The organism is Nocardia sp. NPDC060220 (assembly GCF_042727815.1).
In the GTDB taxonomy this organism is placed as follows: Bacteria; Actinomycetota; Actinomycetes; order Mycobacteriales; family Mycobacteriaceae; genus Nocardia.
In genome coordinates this window covers 1-15,586 of the sequence record NZ_JBHWZY010000052.1, presented here as the reverse complement: position 1 = coordinate 15,586, position 15,586 = coordinate 1, and the positions used below count along the sequence as shown (strand labels likewise).

General features: G+C 68.3%; 17 protein-coding genes. 8 read left to right on the top strand and 9 right to left on the bottom strand.

The window, feature by feature from the left end:
- Positions 1–83: 83 nt before the first annotated feature.
- The 5 genes from ACFWF3_RS04545 to ACFWF3_RS04525 are packed head-to-tail and all read right to left on the bottom strand — an operon-like array spanning position 84 to position 6,283.
- A complete protein-coding gene (locus ACFWF3_RS04545) occupies positions 84–899 on the bottom strand; it encodes an HpcH/HpaI aldolase/citrate lyase family protein (protein ID WP_379312422.1) in 816 nt (271 codons plus the stop codon).
- A 26-nt stretch (positions 900–925) separates the two neighbouring features.
- Positions 926–1,408 carry a MaoC family dehydratase gene (locus tag ACFWF3_RS04540; protein WP_378990861.1) on the bottom strand — a complete coding sequence of 161 codons (483 nt, stop codon included), beginning with the start codon at positions 1,406–1,408 and terminating at the stop codon, positions 926–928.
- Positions 1,405–2,565: an acyl-CoA dehydrogenase family protein gene (locus ACFWF3_RS04535; protein ID WP_266293533.1), complete on the bottom strand. Its 1,161-nt coding sequence runs from the start codon at positions 2,563–2,565 to the stop codon at positions 1,405–1,407. Before ACFWF3_RS04535 ends, ACFWF3_RS04540 begins: the two co-directional genes overlap by 4 nt.
- Positions 2,562–4,670, bottom strand: a complete 2,109-nt coding sequence (locus tag ACFWF3_RS04530; protein WP_379312421.1) for a biotin carboxylase N-terminal domain-containing protein — start codon at positions 4,668–4,670, stop codon at positions 2,562–2,564. Before ACFWF3_RS04530 ends, ACFWF3_RS04535 begins: the two co-directional genes overlap by 4 nt.
- Before the next feature lie 5 nt (positions 4,671–4,675).
- Complete coding sequence (locus ACFWF3_RS04525; protein ID WP_379312420.1) at positions 4,676–6,283, bottom strand: carboxyl transferase domain-containing protein; 1,608 nt, start codon at positions 6,281–6,283, stop codon at positions 4,676–4,678.
- 88 nt (positions 6,284–6,371) lie between these two features.
- On the opposite strand from ACFWF3_RS04525, the gene ACFWF3_RS04520 reads away from it, so the two are divergent.
- Positions 6,372–6,971, top strand: coding sequence for a TetR/AcrR family transcriptional regulator (locus ACFWF3_RS04520; protein ID WP_378990855.1), 600 nt, complete (start codon positions 6,372–6,374; stop codon positions 6,969–6,971).
- Here the strand turns inward: ACFWF3_RS04520 and ACFWF3_RS04515 are convergent.
- Positions 6,968–7,381: an NYN domain-containing protein gene (locus ACFWF3_RS04515; RefSeq protein ID WP_379312419.1), complete on the bottom strand. Its 414-nt coding sequence runs from the start codon at positions 7,379–7,381 to the stop codon at positions 6,968–6,970. The two genes, ACFWF3_RS04520 and ACFWF3_RS04515, sit on opposite strands and share 4 nt — an antisense overlap.
- 108 nt (positions 7,382–7,489) lie before the next feature.
- Here ACFWF3_RS04515 and ACFWF3_RS04510 point away from each other — a divergent pair, with 108 nt between their 5' ends.
- Positions 7,490–7,699, top strand: a complete 210-nt coding sequence (locus tag ACFWF3_RS04510) for a type II toxin-antitoxin system VapB family antitoxin (protein ID WP_101468427.1) — start codon at positions 7,490–7,492, stop codon at positions 7,697–7,699.
- On the top strand, positions 7,696–8,115 hold the full coding sequence (locus ACFWF3_RS04505; protein WP_379312418.1) for a PIN domain nuclease: 420 nt from the start codon (positions 7,696–7,698) through the stop codon (positions 8,113–8,115). The genes ACFWF3_RS04510 and ACFWF3_RS04505 overlap by 4 nt, the downstream gene beginning before the upstream one ends.
- Here ACFWF3_RS04505 and ACFWF3_RS04500 read toward each other — a convergent pair.
- Positions 8,108–8,899 carry an ABC transporter ATP-binding protein gene (locus ACFWF3_RS04500; RefSeq protein WP_379312417.1) on the bottom strand — a complete coding sequence of 264 codons (792 nt, stop codon included), beginning with the start codon at positions 8,897–8,899 and terminating at the stop codon, positions 8,108–8,110. The two genes, ACFWF3_RS04505 and ACFWF3_RS04500, sit on opposite strands and share 8 nt — an antisense overlap.
- A 7-nt stretch (positions 8,900–8,906) precedes the next feature.
- The gene (locus ACFWF3_RS04495; RefSeq protein ID WP_378990853.1) at positions 8,907–9,947 is read right to left on the bottom strand and encodes an ABC transporter permease; all 1,041 of its coding nucleotides are present in this window, start codon (positions 9,945–9,947) and stop codon (positions 8,907–8,909) included.
- Positions 9,948–10,077: 130 nt separating this feature from the next.
- Between ACFWF3_RS04495 and ACFWF3_RS04490 the strand changes: the two genes are divergently transcribed.
- Genes ACFWF3_RS04490 through ACFWF3_RS04480 form a run of 3 tightly spaced genes read left to right on the top strand, consistent with a single transcriptional unit; the run spans position 10,078 to position 12,358 of the window.
- On the top strand, positions 10,078–11,259 hold the full coding sequence (locus ACFWF3_RS04490; protein ID WP_379312423.1) for a sensor histidine kinase: 1,182 nt from the start codon (positions 10,078–10,080) through the stop codon (positions 11,257–11,259).
- Positions 11,256–11,873 (top strand): LuxR C-terminal-related transcriptional regulator, encoded by a 618-nt coding sequence (locus ACFWF3_RS04485; protein WP_379312416.1) that lies wholly within the window; start codon positions 11,256–11,258, stop codon positions 11,871–11,873. The genes ACFWF3_RS04490 and ACFWF3_RS04485 overlap by 4 nt, the downstream gene beginning before the upstream one ends.
- 59 nt (positions 11,874–11,932) lie before the next feature.
- Positions 11,933–12,358, top strand: coding sequence for a PPOX class F420-dependent oxidoreductase (locus tag ACFWF3_RS04480; RefSeq protein ID WP_379312415.1), 426 nt, complete (start codon positions 11,933–11,935; stop codon positions 12,356–12,358).
- Here ACFWF3_RS04480 and ACFWF3_RS04475 read toward each other — a convergent pair.
- Positions 12,355–13,044: a DUF3105 domain-containing protein gene (locus tag ACFWF3_RS04475; RefSeq protein ID WP_379312414.1), complete on the bottom strand. Its 690-nt coding sequence runs from the start codon at positions 13,042–13,044 to the stop codon at positions 12,355–12,357. The genes ACFWF3_RS04480 and ACFWF3_RS04475 overlap by 4 nt on opposite strands.
- A 92-nt stretch (positions 13,045–13,136) precedes the next feature.
- Here ACFWF3_RS04475 and cobM point away from each other — a divergent pair, with 92 nt between their 5' ends.
- Both cobM and ACFWF3_RS04465 read left to right on the top strand, forming a co-directional pair.
- The gene (gene cobM, locus ACFWF3_RS04470; protein WP_378990847.1) at positions 13,137–13,880 is read left to right on the top strand and encodes a precorrin-4 C(11)-methyltransferase; all 744 of its coding nucleotides are present in this window, start codon (positions 13,137–13,139) and stop codon (positions 13,878–13,880) included.
- Positions 13,881–14,297: 417 nt separating this feature from the next.
- On the top strand, positions 14,298–15,586 hold a 1,289-nt coding region (locus tag ACFWF3_RS04465; protein WP_379312413.1), incomplete at its 3' end, for a condensation domain-containing protein.

Genomic DNA, 15,586 nt, shown 5'->3' with positions numbered 1-15,586 from the left:
CGCTCGGTACCCATTGCGGTTGCACTCCGATGTCCTCCTCGAACTGGACTACTTCGTGTATCGGGGGGTGGATTACCCGATGATCAGCTGGGCACGCCTGCGCGCCGGACGATCTGTTCGGCATGCCGGAGCACCGGTGCGTCGACCATACGGCCCTCGAACGCGAAGACGCCGCGATGGTTGGGCACCTCCGCCAGCACTCGATGCGCCCAGTCGAGCTCGGCGGGGTCGGGTGCGTAGCCATCGCGGATCACGGCGACCTGACTCGGGTGGATGGCGACCTTGGCGTCGAATCCGACGGCGACCGCATCGCTCGTCTCCGCGGCGAGGCCGTCGAGATCCTTGATGTCGAGGTACACCGAGTCCAACGCGAAGCGCCCGAAGGCCTTGGCCGCCAGCAGCGTCGATGAACGCACCTGACGGGCGACATCGCGGTAGCTGCCGTCGGCGTGCCTGCTCGAGTTGCCACCGAGTCCGGCGACCAGATCCTCGGCACCCCACATCACGCCGATGGCATTGTCTGCCTGCACCGACTCGGTGATCCGCACCGCGCCGAGCGGCGATTCGACCAGCACGATCACTTCGTAGCCGTCGAGGCTGCGAACCTGGTCGGCCGACTCGCATTTGGGCAGCATGACCCGGCGGTAGGCGGTCTGCGCGAGCGCGGCCAGATCGGCCGCGTAGTCGTCGGTGCCGGCCGCGTTGACCCGAATCACGGTGTGCTGCGGGTCGAGCGGGGTGTCGATGAGCGCCTGCCTGGCCGCGGTCTTGTCACCCGCCGCGACACCGTCCTCGAGATCGAGGATCACCACATCGGCCATCGCGGCGGCCTTGGCGAAGCGTTCGGGGCGATCGGCCGGGCAGAACAGCCACGCGGGACCACTCGGCTGCCAGCTCATACTGCGTCCTTTCGGCGGGTGGCCGCTCATGCCTGCGGCGCCTTGCGGACCAGTGTCTTGCGTATCGCGGTCGCCACGATCACGCCGTGCTGGTTGCGTGCGGTGTGGGCCAGGCTGACGATGCCCTCGCCGGGACGGCTCTTGGATTCGCGCTTGTCGGTGACCAGCGTTTCCGCGTACATGGTGTCGCCGTGGAACAGCGGTGCGGGCGTGGTCATCTCGGAGAAACCGAGATTGCCGACCAGCGTGCCCTGGGTGAGCTGGGCGACGGAGAGCCCGACCAGGGTCGACAGCGTGAACATCGAATTCACCAGGCGCTGGTTGAACGGCGGCTGCGCGTCGGCGAAGGCCGCGTCCAGGTGCAGGGCCTGCGTGTTCATGGTCAGCGTGGTGAACAGGACATTGTCGGCCTCGGTGATGGTGCGGCCGGGCCGGTGCTCGTAGATCGTGCCGATCTCGAACTCCTCGAACCACAGCCCGCGCTGGACCACCCGCCTACCTTCGCTCACAGACCCAGCTCCCTTGCGATCAGCATCAGCTGTACCTCCGTGGTGCCCTCGCCGATTTCCAGGATCTTGCTGTCACGGTAGTGCCTCGACACCGGGTATTCGTTCATGAAGCCGTTGCCGCCGAAGATCTGGGTGGCGTCGCGGGCGTTGTCCATCGCGGCCTCGCTGGCGACCATCTTCGCGATCGAGGCGGCCTTCTTGAACGGCTTGCCCGCCAGCATCAGCGCGGCGGCGTCGTAGTAGGCGGTACGCGCGACGTGGGCCCGCGCCTCCATCCGGGCGATCTTGAACGCGATGGCCTGATTGCGGCCGATCGCCTGTCCGAAGGCCTGGCGTTCACCCGCGTAGCGCACGCTCTCGTCCACACAGCCCTGCGCGGCGCCGACGGCCAGCGCGGCGATGGCGATGCGGCCCTCGTCGAGGATGCGCAGGAAGTTGGCGTAGCCGCGACCGCGCTCGCCGAGCAGGTTCTCCTGCGGCACCCGCACATCGGTGAAGCTCAGCGGGTGGGTGTCGGAGGCGTTCCAGCCGACCTTGTTGTAGGCGGGCTCGGCCACGAAACCCGGGGTGGAGGTCGGCACCAGGATGGTGGAGATCTCCTTCTTGCCGCCTGCCTGTCCGGTGACCGCGGTGACGGTCACCAGGCGGGTGATGTCGGTGCCGGAGTTGGTGATGAACTGCTTGCTGCCGTTGATCACCCAGCTCTCGCCGTCCTGCACGGCGGTGGTCCTGGTGCCGCCCGCGTCGCTGCCCGCGTCGGGTTCGGTGAGTCCGAAGCCGGCCAGTGCCTGCCCGCTGGTGAGCTGGGGCAGCCATTCGGTGCGCTGCTTGTCGTTGCCGAAGCGGTAGATCGGCATGGCGCCCAGCGACACCCCCGCCTCGAGGGTGATGGCCACGCTCTGGTCGATCTTGCCGAGTTCCTCGAGCGCCAGGCACAGAGCGAAGTAGTCGCCGCCCATGCCGCCGAACTCCTCGGGGAACGGCAGGCCGAACAGGCCCATCTCGGCCATGCCCGCCACCACCTCGTACGGAAAGCTGTGTTCGGCATCGTGTTTCGCCGACACCGGTGCGACGACCTGGTTGGCGAAATCGCGCACGGTGAGGGCGAGCTGGCGGTATTCCTCCGGCAGCGAACCGGTGGACAGGTAGTCGGTCATGCGGGGGTTCCTTCGGGCTCGGTCGGTGCCGCGGCGGTCTCGGCGACGGCGGGTTCTGTCGCGACTGCCGCGACGACGGTTTCTGCGGGGTGGGCGATGACGCGCACCAGCACCTGGTCCAGTTTCACCTGGGCGCCGGGGAGGGCGAGCACCTCCACCGTGCCTGCCACCGGCGCGGTGAGCGCGTGCTCCATCTTCATGGCCTCGATCACGATCACCGGATCGCCGACGGCGACGGTCGCGCCGTTCTCGACCGGCGTGGCGATCACCGAACCCGGCATGGGACTCCGGATTTCGGCGTCACCGACGTGGGCGGCGTCGCCACGCACGCTCGCCTCGGCGACCTCGCGCAGCACGGCGAGCCCGCCGTCGTGGCTCACCCACAGCTGGCCGTCGGCCTCGGCGATGCGGTAGGTGCGTCGCAGCCCGTCGAGCGTCGACGCGAGACCGTCGGCCGAGACGGTGGCGGTGAGCGTGCGCGGTTCGGGGTGACTCGCCGGTTCGCCGGACTCCGGCTCGTCGAGCCACACGGTCGCCGAAGCCGGTGTGCCGGTGATGAACACGTGGCGCGCCTGGTCGCCCGCGGACAGTCTGATCGATGTCGGGGCGGGTTCGCCGAGGCGCCATCCCGACGGGGTCGACCAGGGGTCGCCGCCGGTGGCGGGCCAGCGTCGCAACCAGTGATGTGTCGCGGCGGCGATGAATTCGTCGTCGGTCACCTCGGCGGGTACGAAGTCGGCGACGCGGCGATCCAGCAGTGCGGTGTCGAGACGGCCGGCCTGTACATCGTCGTCGGCGAGCAGGAAACGCAAGAATTCGATATTGCTTGTCACGCCCAGCAACACGGTCTGTTCCAACGCGCGATCCAGCGCGGCGAGCGCGTCGGCGCGAGTATTGCCGCGCGCGATCACCTTCGACAGCATCGGGTCGTAGTCGCTACCGACCACGGTGCCCACCGAGAGCCCCGAATCCACCCGCACGCCGGCGCCTTCCGGCTCCGACAGCGCGAGCACGGCACCGCCGGTCGGCAGGAACCCGCGACCCGGGTCCTCCGCGTAGACCCGTGCTTCGATCGCGTGCCCGACGAGGTGGATCTCGTCCTGGGTGCGCGCCAGTTTCTGGCCCGCGGCGACCCGCACCTGGCATTCCACCAGGTCGACACCGGTGACCATCTCGGTCACCGGATGCTCCACCTGCAGACGGGTGTTCATCTCCATGAAGAAGAACTCGTCGGGCTGGTCGGCCGAGACGATGAACTCCACGGTGCCCGCGCCCACGTAGTCCACGCTGCGGGCGGTATTGCAGGCGGCGGTGCCGATCCGGGCCCTGGTCTGCGCGTCCAGCAGCGGTGAGGGAGCCTCCTCGATCACCTTCTGATGCCTGCGCTGCAAGCTGCATTCGCGCTCACCCAGGTGCACTACATTGCCGAACTTGTCGGCCAGGATCTGCACCTCGATGTGGCGGGGCCGGTTGACGAACCGCTCCAGGAACAGGGTGTCGTTGCCGAACGCGGCAGCGGCTTCGCGCCGGGCACTCACCAGCGCGGCGGGCAGATCGGCGGGGTCGGTGACCCGGCGCATGCCCTTGCCGCCACCGCCTGCCGACGGCTTCACCAGCACCGGGTAACCGATGTCCGTTGCGGCGGCGATCAATTGGTCATCGGTCAGGCCGGGTTCGGCGATGCCGGGCACCACCGGAACCCCGAACGCCGTCACCGTTTTCTTCGCGGTGATCTTGTCGCCCATCACCTCGATGGCCTTGGCCGGCGGGCCGAGGAACACGATGCCCGCATCGGCCAGTGCCGCCGCGAAGGCCGAATTCTCCGACAGGAAGCCATAACCCGGGTGTACCGCCTGCGCGCCCGAACGTACGGCGGCATCGACGACCTTCTCGATCGACAGGTAGCTCTCGCGCGCCGGCGCCGGTCCGAGCCGCACCGCGACATCGGCCTCACGCACGTGGCGTGCGTCGGCATCGGCGTCGCTGTACACCGCGACCGAGCGAATGCCCATGTCGCGCAGGGTCTTGATCACACGCACCGCGATCTCGCCGCGGTTGGCGACCAGGACGGTGTCGAATTCGACGAGATGGTTCTTGTTCAGCATGTCGCTCACATCCGGAAGACGCCGTAGGAAACGGGTTCGAGCGGCGCTTGCGCGCACACCGAAAGGGCAAGACCGAGCACGGTTCTGGTATCGGTCGGCGCGATCACGCCGTCGTCCCAGAGGCGCGCGGTCGCGTAGTAGGGGTTGCCCTGGGTCTCGTACTGTTCGCGGATCGGGGCCTTGAACGCCTCCTGATCCGCCTCGGACCACGGCTTGCCCGCGCTGTCGAGCTGATCACCGCGCACCGTCGACAGCACCGACGCGGCCTGTTCGCCACCCATCACCGAGATGCGCGCGTTGGGCCACATCCACAGGAAGCGTGGCGAATACGCGCGCCCGCACATGGAGTAGTTGCCCGCGCCGTAGGAACCGCCGATCACGACCGTGAGCTTCGGCACCCGCGCGCACGCGACCGCGGTGACCATCTTCGCGCCGTGCTTGGCGATGCCGCCCGCTTCGTAGTCACGGCCGACCATGAAGCCGGTGATGTTCTGCAGGAACAACAGTGGGATCTTGCGCTTGTCGCACAGCTCGATGAAATGCGCGCCCTTCATGGCGGACTCGGCGAACAGCACGCCGTTATTGGCGACGATGCCCACCGGATGGCCGTGAATGCGGGCGAACCCGGTGATCAGGGTCTTGCCGTATTCGGCCTTGAACTCCTGGAAGCCGCTCTCGCCGTCGATGATCCGGTCGATCACCTCGTGCACGTCGTAGGGCGTGCGCGGGTCGACAGGGACCACGTCGTAGAGCTCGTCCTCCGCTTTGGCGGGCGGGGTACTCGGCAGGACCTCCCACGGTGCTTCGGGGCGCGGGCCCAGCGTGGCGACGATATTGCGGACGATCCGCAGTGCGTCGCGGTCGTCGTCGGCCAGGTGATCGGTGACCCCGGAGGTGCGTGAGTGCAGCAGGCCGCCGCCGAGGTCCTCGGCGGTGACGATCTCGCCGGTCGCCGCCTTCACCAGGGGCGGGCCGCCCAGGAAGATGGTGCCCTGGTCGCGCACGATCACGGCCTCGTCGGCCATCGCGGGCACATACGCGCCACCGGCGGTGCACGAACCCATCACCGCCGCGATCTGGGCGATGCCCTTGGCGCTCATGTTCGCCTGGTTGAAGAAGATGCGGCCGAAGTGCTCGCGGTCGGGGAACACCTCGTCCTGGTGCGGCAGGAAGGCGCCGCCGGAGTCCACGAGGTACACGCACGGCAGGTTGTTCTGCGCGGCCACCTCCTGCGCGCGCAGGTGCTTCTTCACCGAGATCGGGTAGTAGGTGCCGCCCTTGACCGTCGCGTCGTTGGCCAGGATCAGGCACTCGCGGCCCGCGATGCGGCCGATGCCGGCGATCACGCCCGCGCCGGGGCACTCGTCGCCGTAGATGCCGTTGGCCGCCAGCGGGGACAGTTCGAGGAACGGACTACCGGGGTCGAGCAATTGGTCGACGCGCTCGCGGGGGAGCAGCTTGCCCCTGGCCACGTGCCGTTCGCGGGACTTCTGCGGACCACCGAGGGCGGCCGTGGCCAGCCGCTGCCGCAGATCCGCGACCAGGGCGCCGTGCGCGTCCCGGTTGCTCGTCGCGGCCACGGTGCCGTCTTCGGTCTCGTGCGTAACCGTCATCACGCCACTCTTCCCATTCGGTTAATCGCTAATAACTGAAATTCAGGTTAATCTTGACTAACCAAGTTGTCCAGAGGGGGCGGCCACGATGTCGACTACCGAGCCTGTCCAGGCGACCCGCCGCGAGCAGCTCAAGGCCCAGCGGCGCGAGCAGTTGCTGGCCGCGGGCGCCCGGCTCATCGCCGACCGCGGCTTCTTCGGCGTGCGGCTCGACGACCTCGGCGCGGCGGTCGGCATCAGCGGCCCCGCCGTCTACCGGCACTTCGCGAACAAAGAGGCACTGCTGGTCGAACTCCTGGTCGGCATCAGTGAGCGCCTGCTCTCGGGCGGTCGCGCCGTCGTCGACGAATCGCCGTCGGCCGTTGCGGCGCTGACCGCGCTGGTCGACTTCCACCTCGACTTCGCCTTCGGCAACCCCGAGCTCATCCGCATCCAGGACCGCGACCTCGACAATGTCCCCGCCAACGACCGCCGTGTCCTGCGTCGCACCCAGCGCCAGTACGTCGAGATCTGGGTTGGTGTCCTGCGCGAACTGACCCCCGGGCTCCCCGAGGAAACCGCCCGCATCCAAGCCCACGCCGCCTTCGGCCTGATCAACTCGACCCCGCACAGCGCCTCCGCGGCGAGTGCGTCGAGGGCCCGGCCGGTGCTGCGGCAGATGGCCCTGGCGGCGTTGACGGCCGGCTAGTTCGCTTCGGCGCCGGGTCGGTCGAGCTGGTTCCAGAGCCAGCCGGGGCCGACGGATTCGGCGCCGTTGGCTTCGACACGGGTGCGGAGATCGCGGTCGGCGGTGACGACCGTGATCCGTTCGTAGGAGTCGGCCCCGGCGACCACGTCCACGATCTTGTCGTCGCCCGAGCGCTCGGCGAGGACCACCTCCATCCGCGGCGCGGCGGGCGCGGCACCGTCGGCAGCGGCCTTGGCCGCCCCTTCGAGGACGACCGCGACTTCGGTGTTGTCAGGAAGCCGGGTAGTCAGGTCCGCCACGTCGGCGAGAAATCGCCGAGCAGCACCCGCCCTGTCCTTCCACCATCCGTTGGCGCGCGACCCGATCACATTGGCCGCATCCACCACGACGAGATGCCTCGGATCGTTCATCGACCCAGTCTGCCTCGCGTACTGCCGCAGGCGCGATTGTGCGCCGGGGCAGTTACCTTGATATATGATCTATATAGGTCGTATATAACATCAATGTCAGGTGGGGCAATGTCCAAGCTACTGATCGACGTGGATGACGAAGCGCTCGCGGAGGCGCAGCAACTTCTCGGAACATCGACGAAGAAGGAAACCGTCAACGCGGCTCTCGCCGAGGTCGCCAAGCGGCTCAAGCGTGTGCGGGCGTTGAACAGCCTTGCCGAGATGGCGGAGCAGGGCGACTTCGACGTGCTGCTCGACAAGTCCAACTACCGAGCGTGATCAGCTATTTGATCGATACCTCCGCCGCCGTCAGATTCATCGCGAATCAGGCTGTCAAACAGGCGTGGCAGGAGACAGTGACGGCGGGTGCGGTCGCGGTGTGCGATGTCGTGGAGCTTGAACTCCTCTACGGCGCAACGTCACTCGCCGATCGATTGCGAAAGAAGAAGCTGCTCGGTGAACTGTTCGGCTGGGCACCCACGCCCGATGGTGTGTGGACGCGGACACACGAGGTTCAGCAGTTGCTCACCGAACAGGGTCAGCATCGCAGTGCCGGTGCCGCGGATCTGGTGATCGCGGCCACCGCGGAGGCGAATCGCATCACGATTCTGCATTACGACCATGATTTCGAGATAGTCGCCAAAGCAACCGGTCAGTCCACCCAGTGGATCGCGCCACCGGGAACCGTCAGCTGACCTCGCTCGGCACCTCCAGCGTCATCAGCGTGCCGTCGGTCATGCGGTAGACGGCGTCCATGCGGTGGAGGTGGGTGGGGTCGTGGGTGACGAGGATGGTGGCCGCGTGGTGGTCGCGGGCGATGGTGGTGATGAGGTCGATGATGGCGGCGCCGCGTTCGGAGTCGAGGGCGCTGGTCGGTTCGTCGACGACGAGCAGGGCCGGGTCGTTCATCAGGGCGCGGGCGATGTTGACGCGCTGGCGCTGGCCGCCGGAGAGCTGGGCGGGGCGTTTGTGGGCGTGGTCGGTCAGGCCGACCGCGTCGAGAAGTTCTCTCGCGCGGGTACTGGTTGCGTGGCGTGATGCGCGTTTCGGGCCGCCGAGGTGGGCGGTGACTTCCAGTTGCTCGATCGCGGTCAGCGAGGGGATGAGGTTCGGCTGCTGGAAGACGATGCCCATCGACTTCCGGCGGGCGGTCGCCGCGGCTCGTCGGCTCAGCGTGGCGAGATCTGTGGTGCCGGACTCGGTGTCGAGCACGACCGTGCCCGAATCGGGTCGGATCAGGGTCGCGGCGACGGCGAGCAGGCTCGACTTTCCTGAACCGGACGCGCCGGTCACCGCGGCGATCGTGCCGCCGGGCACGTGCAGATTCACCCGGTCGAGGGCGGTGAGACGGTCGGTGCCGTCGGGGTAGGTGAGGGTCACGTCGGTGAGAGTGAGTGCCACAGTGGATCCTTCGTTCGGTCGCGCAGTGCGGTGGATCGGCAGCGCGACTACGGCATCGGTGCGGGCGACGGTCGTCATGGGATCGTCAGCGGGTCGCGCCGAGCGCGGTCAGTGGGTCGGTGGTGAACAGGAAGCGCAGGGCGACAGCGGCGCCGACCAGGCCGAGGACGATCAGGGCCAGCGCGGGGACCAAGGTTGTCGCGGGGCTGAGCACGAAAGGCATCGCCTCGCCCAGGAACAGTGAGGCGAGGGCGGTGATCGCCAGGCCCGCCGTGACGCCCGCGGTCAGGACGATCGCGGCCTGGGCGAGGGCATCACGGACCAGGGAGCCGGTGGTCGCGCCGAGCGCCTTCAAGGTGGCGATATCGGGTTGGCGCTGCACGGTCCAGACCGTGAAGAAGGCGCCGATCACCAGGGCCGAGATGGCGAACAGCAGCACGGTCATCAGGGTGAGTGAGCTGTTCTCGGCCTGGTAGGAGCCGATCGCCTGGACGGCGTCCTTCGCGGGCAGCGAGTGCGTGCCTGCTTCGGCGTCGAGGCCGCCGGGGGCCTCGCCGGTCACCGCGAGCACGGTCGCGGCACCGGCGCGCGGGCTGGCCGCTTGCCAGTCCTGCAGGCTCGTCCAGATCACGGGGGTGTGGCTGTACCACTCGTCGCCGGCGACGTCGGCGACGGTGAACTCGTGCCCTGCCAGCAGCACGACGTCGCCGGTGCCTGCCGACAGCTCGCGAGCCGCCGCCGAACTCAGCACCACGGCGCCGGGAGCGGTAGCAGGGCGATTGCTGAATGCCGATGGGTCGCCGCCGAACAACGCGACCTGCGTCGGACTCGCACCCGCGTGCTCGGCCCTGGTGCGCGAGATGCCGATCGGGGTCGCGTCCGCCGATTCCCACTGCGCGATCTGCTGCTCGGTGAGCACCGAGGAGTCGAACGACGGGTCGGCCCCGGTTTCGGCGAAAACGACCCGGTCGGCGTCGATGCCCTGGACAGCGGAGATGTTCTGGTGCGCCAGCCCAGCGGTGAGGCCACTGAGGAAGCTCACCAGCACCGCCACCAAGAACACGACGGTGGTGATGAGCAGGAAGCGGCCACGGGCGGCCCGCAGATCTCGGAGTGCGACGAACATGACTCCACTCTGTCGTTCTCGTCCGTCGACGCCATCGCACCGGCGCACGAATCGCCGTCCATCCAAGGTCTGGCGGCGTTTACATCTTTCGATGGATGCCCGCGTGGTTGCCGCACATAAGCTGGTCGACGTGCACTCGTCCCCCCTGACCCCGGTGGTCACCACCCTGCGCTTCGGCCTGCATGTGCTGGTGACGGTGCTGGCGGTGGTGGTCGCGGTGCGCGCGTTGCTGCCCGGCGGCGGCGGTCACGGTATCGCGGTGGTCGCGCTGACGGTGGTGTGGTTGCTGGTGTATTTCGCGGGGACCGAGTTCCCGCGCTCACGTTCGCATGCGTATCCCGATGCTGCGGTGTGGGTGTGGCTGGCGGCTCTGACCGTGTTGTGGCTGGTCTTGCTCACGCTCACCGCTGATGCGGTCTACCTGGCGTTCGGGCTGTTCTTCGTCTACCTGCACCTGCTGCCACGGCCGTGGAATCTGGTCGCGGTGGTGTCGGCGACGGCGGTCGGTGTGATCGGGTTCGCGGCGCATCGTGGTTGGTCCGCGGGTGCGGTGGTGGGGCCTGTTCTCGGCGCGCTGGTGGCGATCGGGATCGGGCTCGGCTATCAGGCCCTGCGTCGTGAGGCGGTCGAGCGGGAGCGGCTGATCGACGAATTGATCGGCACCAGGGCGATTCTCGCGGAACAGGAACGGACAGCGGGCAAGCTCGCCGAGCGCGAACGCTTGGCGAAGGAGATCCACGACACCGTCGCCCAGGGCCTGAGCAGCATCCAACTGCTCCTGCACAGCGCTGAGCAGGCCGCACCGGATCATCCTGCGCTGGACCGTATTCGGCTCGCGCGCGAGACCGCCGCCGAAGACCTGGCCGAAACCCGAAGGCTCATCGACGAATTGTCCCCCGCCGCGCTGGACGGGCAATCACTGGCCGAAGCGCTGGAACGCATTTGTCTGCGCGCGCAGTCGCCGACACTGACCACGCAGCTGCTCGTCGAGGGTGAGCCGGAGCGACTGCCGATGCCGGTCGAGGCGGCGCTGGTGCGGATCGCGCAGAGCGCGGTAGCCAATGTGGTGCAGCACGCGCAGGCTGAGCGCATGCGGGTCACCCTCACCTACGACGACACCGACGCGCACTTGGACATCGTCGACGACGGCATCGGCATCGAGCCGGATATGTTGCGCCACCGCCGATCCGGCGCGTTCGGCCTCGCCGCCATGCGCAGCCGCGTCGAGCAACAAGGCGGTGCGATGACTGTCGAATCCGAACCGGGTCACACCGCCGTGTCGGTGACCTTCCCGCTCGGCGCGGCCTCATGATCCGCCTTCTCCTCGCCGACGATCACGCCATCGTCCGTGCGGGCCTGCGCGCGCTCCTCGACTCCGCCGCCGACATCACCGTCGTCGGCGATGTCGCGAATGCCGATGCGGCAGTAACCTTTTGCGCCGCCACCCCCGTCGACCTGGTCTTGATGGACCTGCGTTTCGGCGACGGTCGCTCCGGCGCCTCCGCCACCGCCGACCTGCGCGCCCTGCCCACCCCGCCGAACGTCCTCGTCGTCACCAACTACGACACCGACGCCGACATCCTCGGCGCCATCGAAGCGGGTGCCGTCGGCTACCTCCTCAAAGACACCCCACCCACCGAACTCCTGACCGCGGTCCGCGCCGCCTCGGCAGGCGAAAGCGTCCTCTCCCCAACCGTCGCCTCCCGCCTGATGACCCGAGTCCGCCGAGCCGACACCACCCTCAGCCCCCGCGAAGTAGAAGTCCTGCGCCTGGTAGCCGCAGGCCTGTCCAACCGCGACATCGCCAAACAACTGTTCCTCAGCGAAACCACCGTGAAGTCCCACCTCGTCCACATCTACGCCAAGCTCGGCGTGAAGTCCCGCACCTCCGCCGTCGCCACGGCCCGCGAAAGCGGCGCGATCTAACTGTCGACATGCTGATTCACCTTCGGCGCCCCCGCCGCCGCTGCGCTTACCCTGGGCGTATGGCCTCTCTGTCTGATCCCAAGGTGCGCGAATTTCTTTCCCATGGAACGCGAACGGGCAAGGTGGCGTTCGCGGCGGCGGACGGGCGTCCGCTGGTGACGCCGGTGTGGTTCGTCGTCGAAGGTGACGAGCTGGTTTTCAATACGGGTAAGAACACGGCCAAGGGGCGGGCTTTCGCGCGTGATCCGCGGGTCGCGGTGTGCGTCGACCTCGAGGAGCCGCCGTACGCGCTGGTCGAGGTGCAGGGGACGGTCACCCTGTCCGAAGATCTCGATGAGCTCGTGCGGACCGCTACCGCCATCGCGGCCCGGTACATGGGTCCGGACAAGGCGGAGGAATTCGGCCAGCGCAACGGGGTCGCGGGCGAACTCGTGGTGCGGGTGCGGCCGACGAAGATCATCGCGCAGTTCGATATGACGGGCTAGCGGCTGCCGGTCATCGGGACCGCGTCGGGGCCGGGCGGGGTGGGGTCGTACGGCGGGGGATCGGTGCGGTCGAACAGGGGAGACGAGCAGGTCGCGCCGACTTCCGGGGTGGTGTACGGGTTTTCGCGGAGGGCGACGACGAACTGGTCGATGCGTTCGTCGGTGGCGGAGTCGACGGTGAGCTGGTGGCCCCACGACTGCAGTGAGATCGGGTGGTTCATGTCGGGGATGGGCGACATGAGGGTGTACTGGCGGTCGGTGACCCTGGCGCTCAGTGCCGCCTGATCCTGCGCGCTCACCTTCGCGGGGTCGTAGGCGATCCACACCGCGCCGTGTTCGAGCGAGTGGACCGCGTTCTCGGTGCGCAGGGCCTTCGAATAGACGACGCCGGTGCAGGCCGCCCACTGGGCGTCGTGCGGTCCGCCCACCGGGGGGATCGACGGGTAGGCGACTCGCTGGTTCGGCCGCACGTGCTGCTGCCCGGGCGCGATCTCGGTGACGACGACGCCGCGAATCTGTAGCGAGGGGTCACGATTGTCCGAGGACGGGGCGAAGCTGTCCGCGGTGGCGGTCGCCTGACCGGCGACCTTCTCACCCGAGCATCCGGTCGCCAGCGTGGCGGCCACGACCACGACCGCGCAAGCGCCTGCGCCGCGCACCCCACCGGACCTACTCGAAACCCGCATCGCGGACCCCCGTCTCCTCGTCGCCGACACCTGCCGTCCGACACAGAACCTACTTGTCTCCCCGCGCCGGGGGCACTCCTAGACTCCCGACTATGACTGTGCACTTCATCGGGGCAGGCCCCGGCGCCGCCGACCTGCTCACGGTGCGAGCCGTCAACCTGCTGCGCGACAGCCCCGTCTGCCTCTACGCGGGCACCTACCTCGACCCCGAGGTCCTCGCCCACTGCGCGCCCGGCGCCGAACTGATCGACACCCAGCACCTGAACCTGGACCAGATCATCGACCACCTCGTGCGCGCCACCGAGGCGGGCAAGGACGTGGCCCGGCTGTGTTCGGGCGATCCCTCGCTCTATTCGGCCCTCACCGAGCAGACCCGCAGACTCGACGCCCGCAACGTGGCGTGGGACATCACCCCCGGCGTTCCCGCCTACGCGGCCGCGGCGGCGGCCCTCGGCACCGAACTGACCGTCCCCGAGGTCGTCCAGTCGGTAGTCCTCACCCGGACCCAGGCGCGCTCCACCGCGATGCCGCACGGCGAGGCCCTGGCGAACTTCGCCGCCACCGGTGCCACGCTCGTCCTGCATCTCGCGATCACCCGGATCAGCGTGCTCGCGCAGGAGCTGGTCGCCGAGTACGGCACTGACTGCCCCGTCGCCGTCGTCTATCGCGCCAGCCAACCCGAACAGCTCGTCCTGCGCGGCACCCTGTCCGACATCGCCGATCAGGTGGCGGCGGCCGGGCTGCGTCAAGCCGCGGTGATCCTGGTCGGCCGCGCGCTGGCCACGTCTATCGACTGCGCCCAGTCGCACCTCTACGACCCGGCCAGGGCCCGGTAACACCCACTCCAGCACAGCAGACCAATCGGTGTGATCCATCACTCAGTTGCCGCGGTGCACAGGTCATCCAGCGGGGATGTGAGAACGCAGACAAGCGTCAGCAAACGTGGGTCGCAGGCTTTACCTGGGCCGATGCTCGGCGGCTATGGAGGTGGTTGGTTGCGGGGCGAGCGCACCGGTAGATTGGTGCGATGGTTTGCGACGAGTAGACCGGCGCTGGCGGCCGGACGGTCAGGTGCATGGTCTCGGCCGTGTAACGAGACCAGCCTGGGTGACAGATAGTGCCAATGGACATTTTTGCCTGATTGATTCGAGAACTGAACCCGAGACGCGGGCGCCACGCTTATTCAGGTGGGCGCTCGCGTTCCGGTGTCGTCGGGGAGCGCCTGACCGGGTGTTCCGGAAGCGAGGTTTGGGTTGGACCGGCTGGATTTCGGCGGAAACGGCGAAACTGGTGACGGACGTGGAGGCTCCTCGGAGTACTTCCCGCTTTCGCCCGCACAGCTGGGTATCTGGTACGCGCAGCACGTCGACCCACAGGTGCCGATCAACATCGCCCAGTACGTCGACCTGCGTGGACGCCTCGATGTCGCCGTGCTCGAGCGCGCGAGCGCCGACGCGGCCACCGACCTCGAATCGGGCTGGCTGCGCATCGTCGAGGTCGACGGTGAGCCGATGCAGACCATCGACCCCACTCAGGACGCGACGCTGATCTATGTCGATCTGCGTGGCGAGGCCGACCCCGAAGCGGCCGCCGCCGCGTGGATGCGGGCCGAGTACAGCCGCCCGCTCGACATCGTCAACGACCGCCTCGTCCAGGCCGCCGCGCTGCAGCTCAGCGATGACCGCTGGTACTGGTATGCCCGCGTCCACCACATCGTGCTCGACGGTTTCGGCGCCAACAACTTCGTCAACCGCACGGCACAGCTCTATACCGCCGAGGTCACCGGCACTCCGGCCCCGCCGAACAAAGCCACCGATCTGCGTGCGCTTTACGAGTCCGAGCTCGTCTACCGCGACAGCACCCGCTTCCAGTCCGACAAAGAGCATTGGGCCCAGCGGGTAGCGGGCCTGGAGGAGGGCAGCAGCCTCACCGGCCGCTCGGCCCCACCCTCGCCGGTCAACGACGTCACCAGCGCGGCGCTGAGCACCGCCCAGGACGAGCTGCTCACCGCGGCGATCGCCCGGCACGACAGCACCGCCGCACCGCTGCTGATCGCCGGTTTCGCGGCGTACCTGGCCCAGATCACCGGCACCTCCGACGTCATCCTCAGCCTCCCGGTCACCGCTCGGACCACCGCGGTGATGCGCCGCTCGGGCGGTGTGACCTCGAACATCGTCCCGTTGCGCCTGCGCGTGGGCCACGACACCACGGTCGCGCAGTTGCTGCGCTCGGTGACCACCGAGGTCTCCGGCGCCCTGCGCCACCAGCGCTACCGCCACGAGGACATCCGCCGTGATTCGGCGGGCGAGGGCATGGTCTCCACGGAGTTCTTCGGCCCGTGGGTCAACATCATGCTGTTCGACAACCACCTGAGCTTCGGTGACATGGAGGGCACGCTCAACGTGCTGTCCACGGGCAGCATCGAAGACCTGGGCGTCAACTTCTATCAGTCGCACGGTGGCACTCGCTCCCACATCGACTTCGAGACCAACCCGAACCTGTACTCGGCCGCCGACGCGCAGACCCATCACGGCCGGTTCCC

What these genes read in the sequence shown, in the direction of transcription:
- ACFWF3_RS04530 (WP_379312421.1), bottom strand. Translation starts at nt 4,670, where the DNA reads ATGCTGAACAAGAACCATCTCGTCGAATTCGACACCGTCCTGGTCGCC.
- ACFWF3_RS04515 (WP_379312419.1), bottom strand. Translation starts at nt 7,381, where the DNA reads ATGAACGATCCGAGGCATCTCGTCGTGGTGGATGCGGCCAATGTGATC.
- ACFWF3_RS04495 (WP_378990853.1), bottom strand. Translation starts at nt 9,947, where the DNA reads ATGTTCGTCGCACTCCGAGATCTGCGGGCCGCCCGTGGCCGCTTCCTG.
- ACFWF3_RS04510 (WP_101468427.1), top strand. Translation starts at nt 7,490, where the DNA reads ATGTCCAAGCTACTGATCGACGTGGATGACGAAGCGCTCGCGGAGGCG.
- ACFWF3_RS04500 (WP_379312417.1), bottom strand. Translation starts at nt 8,899, where the DNA reads ATGACGACCGTCGCCCGCACCGATGCCGTAGTCGCGCTGCCGATCCAC.
- ACFWF3_RS04485 (WP_379312416.1), top strand. Translation starts at nt 11,256, where the DNA reads ATGATCCGCCTTCTCCTCGCCGACGATCACGCCATCGTCCGTGCGGGC.
- ACFWF3_RS04525 (WP_379312420.1), bottom strand. Translation starts at nt 6,283, where the DNA reads ATGACGGTTACGCACGAGACCGAAGACGGCACCGTGGCCGCGACGAGC.
- ACFWF3_RS04535 (WP_266293533.1), bottom strand. Translation starts at nt 2,565, where the DNA reads ATGACCGACTACCTGTCCACCGGTTCGCTGCCGGAGGAATACCGCCAG.
- cobM (WP_378990847.1), top strand. Translation starts at nt 13,137, where the DNA reads ATGACTGTGCACTTCATCGGGGCAGGCCCCGGCGCCGCCGACCTGCTC.
- ACFWF3_RS04545 (WP_379312422.1), bottom strand. Translation starts at nt 899, where the DNA reads ATGAGCTGGCAGCCGAGTGGTCCCGCGTGGCTGTTCTGCCCGGCCGAT.
- ACFWF3_RS04480 (WP_379312415.1), top strand. Translation starts at nt 11,933, where the DNA reads ATGGCCTCTCTGTCTGATCCCAAGGTGCGCGAATTTCTTTCCCATGGA.
- ACFWF3_RS04520 (WP_378990855.1), top strand. Translation starts at nt 6,372, where the DNA reads ATGTCGACTACCGAGCCTGTCCAGGCGACCCGCCGCGAGCAGCTCAAG.
- ACFWF3_RS04475 (WP_379312414.1), bottom strand. Translation starts at nt 13,044, where the DNA reads ATGCGGGTTTCGAGTAGGTCCGGTGGGGTGCGCGGCGCAGGCGCTTGC.